Here is a 7,195-nt window from a genome sequence, read left to right on the forward strand (position 1 = left end):
AACTAGCCAGAGCTTCAAGGGGGCACGCGCATGACACTCGCGCAGAAGATCGGACAGTTCATCGGCATGGGCGGGGAGCGGTCGGCCCCGCCGCCCCCTCCGTCGTCGTGCGCCAGGTCAGACCAGGCCGTTGAGCAGCTCGCCGACCGGCTTGCGGCGGCCGGTGAAGAACGGCACCTCCTCGCGCACGTGCAGTCGCGCGCGGGACGGGCGCAGGTCGCGCATCAGGTCGACGATGCGGTGCAGCTCGTCCGCCTCGAAGGCGAGCAGCCACTCGTAGTCGCCGAGGGCGAACGAGGCGACCGTGTTGGCCCGGACGTCCGGGTAGCCGCGGGCCATCTGGCCGTGCTCGGCGAGCATCGCGCGCCGCTCGGCGTCCGGCAGCAGGTACCACTCGTAGGAGCGGACGAACGGGTACACGCAGACGTAGTCGCGCGGGCGCTCGTCGGCGAGGAACGCCGGGATGTGCGACTTGTTGAACTCGGCCGGGCGGTGCAGCGCCATGTTCGACCAGACCGGCTCCAGCTGACGGCCGAGACCGGTGCGGCGGAAGCGGTTGTACGCCTCCTGCAGGTCGTCCGAGTCGGCGGCGTGCCACCAGACCAGGATGTCGGCGTCCGCGCGCAGACCGGACACGTCGTACGTGCCGCGCACGGTCACGTCCTTCGCGGCCAGCTGGGCGAACAGCTCGTCCACCTCGGCGGCCAGGGCGGTGCGGTCCTCGGGCAGGGCGCCCTTGAGCTTGAACACCGACCACATCGTGTAGCGGATGACCTGGTTCAGGTCGCGCGCCTTCTTCTTCTCGGGCTGCTGCTCCGGCTGCCGCTCAACGGTCTCAGTCATGCGCCCATTGTCCTCTCCGTGGAACCTGCCCCGGCCTCCGGGGTCAACAGTCTGTCGAGCGCCCCCACGGCCGTGGCCGCGGAGGCGATGCACGCCGGGATCCCCACGCCGTCGTACGCGGCGCCGCACAGCGCCAGGCCGCCGGCCCCGGCCACCGCGGCCCGGATCCGGGCCACCCGGTCCAGGTGGCCCACCGGGTACTGCGGCAGGCCGGCTTCGAAGCGCGAGACGGCGGTGTCGTACGGGCGCGCGGTGAGCCCGATCGCCTCGCCGAGGTCGGCGAGCGAGAGCGCCACCAGCTCCTCGTCCGCCAGCTCCAGCGCCTGCTCCTCGCGGTGCCGGCCCAGCGAGGTGCGCAGCAGGAACGCGTCGGGGGCCGAACGCTCCAGCCAGCCCCACTTGTTGGACGAGAAGGTCGACGCCTTGATCCGCCGCCCGTCCACCGGCGGCACCAGGAACCCGCTGCCGGACGGCACCTCGGCCAGGTCGGCCCGGCGGAACGCCAGGGTGACGAGGGCCATGCCCGCGTACTCGACGGTGTCCAGCTCGGCCGCCGCCGCGGGCACGTCCGTGCGCAGCAGCCGGGCCGCGGCGGGCGCCGGGACGGCCAGTACGACGGCGTCCGCGGCGAGCACCTCACCGCCGGCCACGACGCGCCAGCCCTCGGGGGTGCGGCGCAGCTCGTCGACGGCGGTGTCGGTGCGAAGGTCCACGCCCGCCTTCGCGCAGGCCGCGGCGACGGCCTCCGGGAGGGTGCCGAGGCCCCCGCGCAGCCCCTGGAAGACGGGCGTGCCGGCGGTCTGGGGCCGGGAGGCGAGCTCGTGCACCCCCTCGACGAGCGACCCGCCGCCGCGGGCGATCGGCAGCAGCTGCGGCACGGCGGCGCGCAGCGAGATCTCGTCGGCGTGGCCTGCGTAGACGCCGCCCAGCAGCGGCTCGACGAGCCGGTCCACCACCTCGCGGCCGAGCCGGTCGGCGACGTACCGGCCGATCGCGACGTCGTCGCCGACCTCGGTGGCGCCCTCGTGTCGCGCCCGCTCCAGCCCGTCGGCGGACAGCACCTGCGACGCGGCGAGCGCCGCCAGGTCCCCGGGGACGCCCATGACCTGCCCGCCCGGCAGCGGGCGCAGCGCGCCCCTGGTCCAGATGGCGGCCTTCGCGGTGGTCGGCGGCTCCAGCGCCTCCGCCAGCCCGACGGCCCGGGCCAGCTCGACCGCCTCCGGCCGCCGCGCCAGCATCGACTCGGCCCCGAGGTCCACCCGCACCCCGCCGACGTCGCCCCCGCGCAGCTTCCCCCCGAGCCGCCCCGAAGCCTCGACCAGCGTCACCCGGGCCCGCGCCGGCCCCCCACCGGCCGCCCCGCTGAGGAACGCGGCCGCGGCCAGCCCCGCGATCCCGCCACCGATGACGACGACATGTGCATCCGACATGCCCCGAAGTCTCGCAGGTCCTTACACGAATGCCTCAATCCCCTGCACTCTTCGCCCGCTTCCAGCGGGACACGAGCTTGTCGAGATCGATGACGACGGGAAACGGCACCGGCCGCTCCAGCGTGCCCCGGAAGATCCCGGCCGATACGTAGGAGGAGGTCACCTCTTCCAGCTCGAAGACGTGCACGACCGGCAGGCCGTCCTCCTCCTCGACGATCCAGTAGTGCTGGATGCCCGCCTCGGCGTACTTGCGGAACTTGACCGTGCGGTCGCGGTGTGCGGACTCCGGCGCCACGACCTCGACAACGAGCACCACGTCGGCCACGTCGTATCGTGTGCGGTCGGGGTCCGGGTCAGCGGTCACGACCATCACGTCGGGTTCTGGGCGATTGAGGGGATCGAGCTTGATTGCGATCTCACGCTCCGGCCACATCCCCTCCGGCACGATGCTTTCGAGCGCCGTGTTCAGGCCCGACACGACCCAGCTGTGCCACGGGCGCTGGGCAGACATCATGAAGACCAGGGCCCCATCGATCAGTTCGGTGTGCCGCGGCGCCTGCGGCAGGTAGTCGAGGTCGTCGGCAAACCAGCCCTCGGCTCTGGGCGGGTACATCCAGTCCGGCAGCTCGCTCATGGTCCCCAAGATAGCGACTTCCGGGGCACTGGGGGACGCCGCTCAGCCCATGTGGTAGTGAGCTGATCTCGGCGAGTGTCCGGGTCGCGGCCGAGACGTGATGGAGTTGCGATCTCCTGGTGGGGCCCGTTCGCGCTCGCCTTTCGTCCAACGGGGGTACCTGGCAACGGGCTTGGGGAGAGGCCCGATGACGGCGAGACGAGCGGGGGCGGTGGCCGTGCTGGCTGCCGTGGTGGCGTTGGGGGCGGGCTGCAGTGCGGCCGGCGGCGGAAGGCAGGGGTCGGCGGCGGCGCCCGCGCCCAAGGCGCCTGCCGCCGCCGCGGCGCCCGGTGCGGAGCCGACCGCCCGGGCTTCCGCGGGCGGCAGCGCGGCTGACGGTGCGGCGAGTGCCGCGCCGGTGGCGGACAACCGGCTGATCGCGTACACGGCGCAGCTGTCGCTGCGCACCAAGGACGTCGGCCAACTGCTCGCCCGGGCGCGGGAGACGGCCGACTCCACGGGCGGCTACGTCGGCGGCGAGTCGATAGCCGGGGGCGGTGACGGCGACGCGGGCGGCCAGCTCACGCTGAGGGTGCCGTCGTCGGCGTTCCAGCAGACGCTGGACCAGCTGGCCGGGCTCGGCGAGGTGGTGTCCCGCAAGAGCCAGGCGGACGATCTGACGCAGCAGGTCGCGGACGTGGCGAGCCGGGTGCAGTCGCAGCGGGCGAGCGTGGAGCGGGTGCGGGCGCTGATGGCGCAGGCGAAGTCGCTGAGCGAGGTCACCGCGCTCGAGGCGGAGCCGAGCCGCCGGGAGTCGGACCTGGAGTCGCTGGAGAAGCAGCAGAAGGAGCTGGCCGGCAAGACGTCGCTCTCGACGATCACGCTGGAGGTGCACCGCGCGGTGCCTCCGGCACCCGCTCCGCCGCCCGCGCCGGAGGTGGCGGCGAAGGGCTTCCGGGCGTCGGCCGGTTCGGCTCTCGCCGGAGGCTGGCACGTTCTGCTGACGATCCTGCGCGGGCTGGTCGTCGCCCTGGCAGCGGTGGCGCCGTTCCTGCTGGTGCTGGGCGTTCCGGCCGCGGTCGCGTACTGGTGGTGGCGCCGGTACCGCATGCCAGCCGTCGCCGCCGCTCCCGGCCCGACGGGGGACGAGCAGGACTGAACGCATCGGTGGCGGCCCCCTCGCCGGAGGGGCCCGCCACCGGGGGCGTCAGCGCTCGCTGGCCTCGTGGACGAAGGCGACGAGGCGGCTGAGGGCGTCCGGGTCCATGCTGGGCAGGACGCCGTGGCCGAGGTTGAAGATGTGGCCGCTGGTGCCGAGTGCCTGCGCGGCGTGCAGGACCTCGCGGGCCTTGGTCTCGACGACCCTGGTGGGGGCGAACAGCACCGCCGGGTCGAGGTTGCCCTGCAGGCCCTTGCCGGGGCCGACCCGCTCGGCGGCGACGTTCAGCGGCACCCGCCAGTCGACTCCGACGATGTCCGCGCCGGCCTGGCCCATCAGGCCGAGCAGCTCGCCGGTGCCGACGCCGAAGTGGATCCGCGGCACGCCGTAGTGGGCGACGGAGTCGAAGACCTTGGCGCTGGACGGCATGACCGAGCGGCGGTAGTCGTCGGGGGCGAGCGAGCCGACCCAGGAGTCGAACAGCTGGACCGCCGAGGCGCCGGCCTCGATCTGCACCTTCAGGAAGGCGGAGGTGATGTCGGCGAGCCGGTCGACGAGGGCGGCCCACAGCTCGGGCTGCCCGTACATCATGGCCTTGGTGTTCTCGTGGTTCTTGGACGGACCGCCCTCGACCAGGTAGCTGGCGAGCGTGTACGGGGCGCCGGCGAAGCCGATCAGCGGGGTGCCGCCGAGCTCCTCGACGAGCATGCCGACGGCCTCGGTGATGTAGGGGACGTCGTCCGGCTCCAGCGGGCGAAGCCGCTTGAGGTCCTCGGCGGTGCGGATCGGGTCGGCGATGACCGGCCCGACGTTCGGCTTGATCTCGACGTCGATGCCGACCGCCTTGAGCGGCACCACGATGTCGCTGAAGAAGATCGCGGCGTCCACCTTGTGCCGGCGCACCGGCTGCAGGGTGATCTCCTTGACCAGCTCGGGCCGCATGCAGGACTCCAGCATGGGGATGCCCTCGCGGACCTTCAGGTACTCGGGCAGCGAGCGGCCGGCCTGGCGCATGAACCACACCGGGGTGTGCGGCACCGGCTCGTGCCGGCAGGCGCGCAGGAACGCGGAGTCGTACGCGGCGCCGCGGCGCGCGGGGATGGTCCGGCCGCCGGGGGCGGCCGCCGTGGTGTCTGCCGTAGTCTCGCTCACGGTTCAAATCTTCGCACGCGCCCCGGACCGCACTCCCCGGCCGGTCTCGTCGGTTCCTCCAAGATCTGGCCGGGTTTGCCGTTCCGGCACGCCGCTCGGACGGAAGTTGCGGCGATAACCCGCGTCTTCGACCTAGTCTTCGGGGCATGGCAGCGGTCGGCGGGCACCCCGCGCAGGGTGGCGGAGCAGGTGGCGGAACTGGTCGGGAGGGGGCGCCGAGCGAGTTCCGGGCCGCCGTGGCGGCGTTCGACGGGGCGCGGCTGCGGCCCGAGGTGCAGCTGTCCCCCGCGCCGGCCCCGCGCCGGCTGGCCCCGCACGCGTTCGCGGTGACCGCCTCGGTCGAGGTGGACGGCGAGGAGCTGGCGGACGGCCGGCTGGTGCTGCTGTACGACCCGGCCGGCCAGGAGGCCTGGAACGGGGAGTTCCGGGTGGTGACCATGACCCGGGCCGAGCTGGAGCCGGAGATGGCCGGCGACCCGATGCTGTCCGAGGTCGGCTGGGCCTGGCTGCTGGACGCGCTGCAGGCGCACGGCGCCCGGTACGCCGAACCGTCCGGCACGGTGACCAGGTGCGCCTCGCAGTACTTCGGCGCGCTCGCGGACCGTCCTTCCTCCACCGAGATCGAGATCCGGGCCTCCTGGACGCCGGCCGACGGCCGCTTCGAGCGGCACCTGGCCGCCTGGGGGGAGCTGCTGTGCACCAGCGCGGGCCTGCCCCCGGCCGCCCCGGCCCCGCAGGCGCCCGCCGACGTGCCGTCACTCGGTGGAGTGGTCCCGATGCCCGCGCGGCGGCGCCCGCGCTCGCACTGAGGAGTGGCGTCGGGGCCCGCGCGGCACCGGCCGGCCCGGCGCCACCCCCAGGGCTGACGGAGTGTGACTTCGGATCGGCTCTGCGTCAATTCATCGGTCGAAAGCGATCGCCATCGACCCGATCATGGATGAATCCGATCGATTTTGTGCGAATACCAGGCATGTCGCATCAATCATTTGCGCGATTTGTCCGTATTGTTACTCACTAGATCGTGATCTTTCGCTAAAGCCGGGCACGGTAGCTGCCGAAGCAGACTGTGACCCTTTCCGAACGCGGAACACTCCGACCGCCCCCATCGGGGTTCCGTCCGCCACTCCCCGCAGGAGGCCTGGTGTCGGTCCTTCTTGAGCACCCCGCAAACGTGGTCGCCTACCGCCCGACCAAGCCCACCGCCATGGTGGTCATCGCCGATCCCCGCGTCCGAAACACCGTCACCCGCCACCTGTGGGCGCTCGGCGTCCGCGACGTGATCGAGGTGTCCTCGATCGCCGAGGCCCGCCCCCGGGTCTCCACCCCGCGCGACATCTGTGTCGCCGACGTGCACCTCCCGGACGGCTCCGGGCTGACCATCCTGGCCGAGACCCGCGCCGCGGGCTGGCCCAACGGCCTCGCACTCTCCGCCGCCGACGACATCGGCGCCGTCCGCAGCGCCCTGGCCGGCGGCGTCAAGGGATACGTCGTCACCGGCACCCGGACCAACGTCGCGATGCCCGGCCGCCCCGGCCTGCCGCTGGGCGCCGCCGGACTGGCCGGGCGGATGCGCCGCCCCGGCATGCCGGGCGTGCCCGGTGCGCCCGGAGCGCAGGGTGCACCGGGCGCCCCCGGTGCGCCGGGCGCGCAGCCGACCGCCTACCGCGAGCTGTCCGGCCGCGAGGTCGAGGTGCTGCGGCTGGTGGCCGAGGGCCAGTCCAACAAGGCGATCGGCGTCGCGATGGGCCTGTCCGCACTGACCGTCAAGAGCCACCTGGCCCGTATCGCGCGCAAGCTCGGCACCGGCGACCGGGCCGGCATGGTCGCGGTGGCGCTGCGCACCGGGATCATCCACTGAGCCGATCGGGGCCGCGCCGTTGAACCGGAGCGCCGCGGCGGCTCAGGAGAAGCGGTTCGGCAAGGAGTTCCACGGCACCTTCCCGGTGAAGGACCACTCCGCGCCGATCAAGGCGACCTTCGTGGTGACCACCACGGAGA

General features: G+C 73.3%; 7 protein-coding genes. 3 read left to right on the top strand and 4 right to left on the bottom strand.

Going from position 1 to position 7,195, the window contains the following annotated elements:
* Window positions 1–117 precede the first annotated feature (117 nt).
* The 3 genes from hemQ to AB0C76_RS40760 are packed head-to-tail and all read right to left on the bottom strand — an operon-like array spanning window position 118 to window position 2,907.
* A complete protein-coding gene (hemQ, locus tag AB0C76_RS40750; RefSeq protein WP_359975665.1) occupies window positions 118–843 on the bottom strand; it encodes a hydrogen peroxide-dependent heme synthase in 726 nt (241 codons plus the stop codon).
* Entirely contained in the window at window positions 840–2,273 is a 1,434-nt protein-coding gene (gene hemG, locus AB0C76_RS40755; protein ID WP_359975668.1) for a protoporphyrinogen oxidase, read from the bottom strand. Before hemG ends, hemQ begins: the two co-directional genes overlap by 4 nt.
* Window positions 2,274–2,307: 34 nt before the next feature.
* Window positions 2,308–2,907, bottom strand: a complete 600-nt coding sequence (locus AB0C76_RS40760) for a Uma2 family endonuclease (protein ID WP_359975671.1) — start codon at window positions 2,905–2,907, stop codon at window positions 2,308–2,310.
* Between the two features lie 187 nt (window positions 2,908–3,094).
* On the opposite strand from AB0C76_RS40760, the gene AB0C76_RS40765 reads away from it, so the two are divergent.
* On the top strand, window positions 3,095–4,045 hold the full coding sequence (locus AB0C76_RS40765; RefSeq protein ID WP_359975674.1) for a DUF4349 domain-containing protein: 951 nt from the start codon (window positions 3,095–3,097) through the stop codon (window positions 4,043–4,045).
* Window positions 4,046–4,093: 48 nt separating this feature from the next.
* Here AB0C76_RS40765 and hemE read toward each other — a convergent pair whose 3' ends face one another.
* Entirely contained in the window at window positions 4,094–5,146 is a 1,053-nt protein-coding gene (hemE, locus tag AB0C76_RS40770; RefSeq protein ID WP_359975682.1) for a uroporphyrinogen decarboxylase, read from the bottom strand.
* A gap of 197 nt (window positions 5,147–5,343) precedes the next feature.
* Between hemE and AB0C76_RS40775 the strand changes: the two genes are divergently transcribed.
* Both AB0C76_RS40775 and AB0C76_RS40780 read left to right on the top strand, forming a co-directional pair.
* Window positions 5,344–6,006: a DUF3000 domain-containing protein gene (locus tag AB0C76_RS40775; RefSeq protein WP_359975677.1), complete on the top strand. Its 663-nt coding sequence runs from the start codon at window positions 5,344–5,346 to the stop codon at window positions 6,004–6,006.
* A gap of 332 nt (window positions 6,007–6,338) precedes the next feature.
* Entirely contained in the window at window positions 6,339–7,055 is a 717-nt protein-coding gene (locus AB0C76_RS40780) for a response regulator transcription factor (protein WP_359975679.1), read from the top strand.
* The last annotated feature ends 140 nt before the right edge of the window (window positions 7,056–7,195 follow it).

This window comes from Kitasatospora sp. NPDC048722, assembly GCF_040650235.1.
Lineage (GTDB): Bacteria > Actinomycetota > Actinomycetes > Streptomycetales > Streptomycetaceae > Kitasatospora.

Coding starts and splice junctions, on each gene's coding strand:
- hemQ (WP_359975665.1), bottom strand. CDS start 843: ATGACTGAGACCGTTGAGCGGCAGCCGGAGCAGCAGCCCGAGAAGAAG.
- hemG (WP_359975668.1), bottom strand. CDS start 2,273: ATGTCGGATGCACATGTCGTCGTCATCGGTGGCGGGATCGCGGGGCTG.
- AB0C76_RS40760 (WP_359975671.1), bottom strand. CDS start 2,907: ATGAGCGAGCTGCCGGACTGGATGTACCCGCCCAGAGCCGAGGGCTGG.
- AB0C76_RS40765 (WP_359975674.1), top strand. CDS start 3,095: ATGACGGCGAGACGAGCGGGGGCGGTGGCCGTGCTGGCTGCCGTGGTG.
- AB0C76_RS40775 (WP_359975677.1), top strand. CDS start 5,344: ATGGCAGCGGTCGGCGGGCACCCCGCGCAGGGTGGCGGAGCAGGTGGC.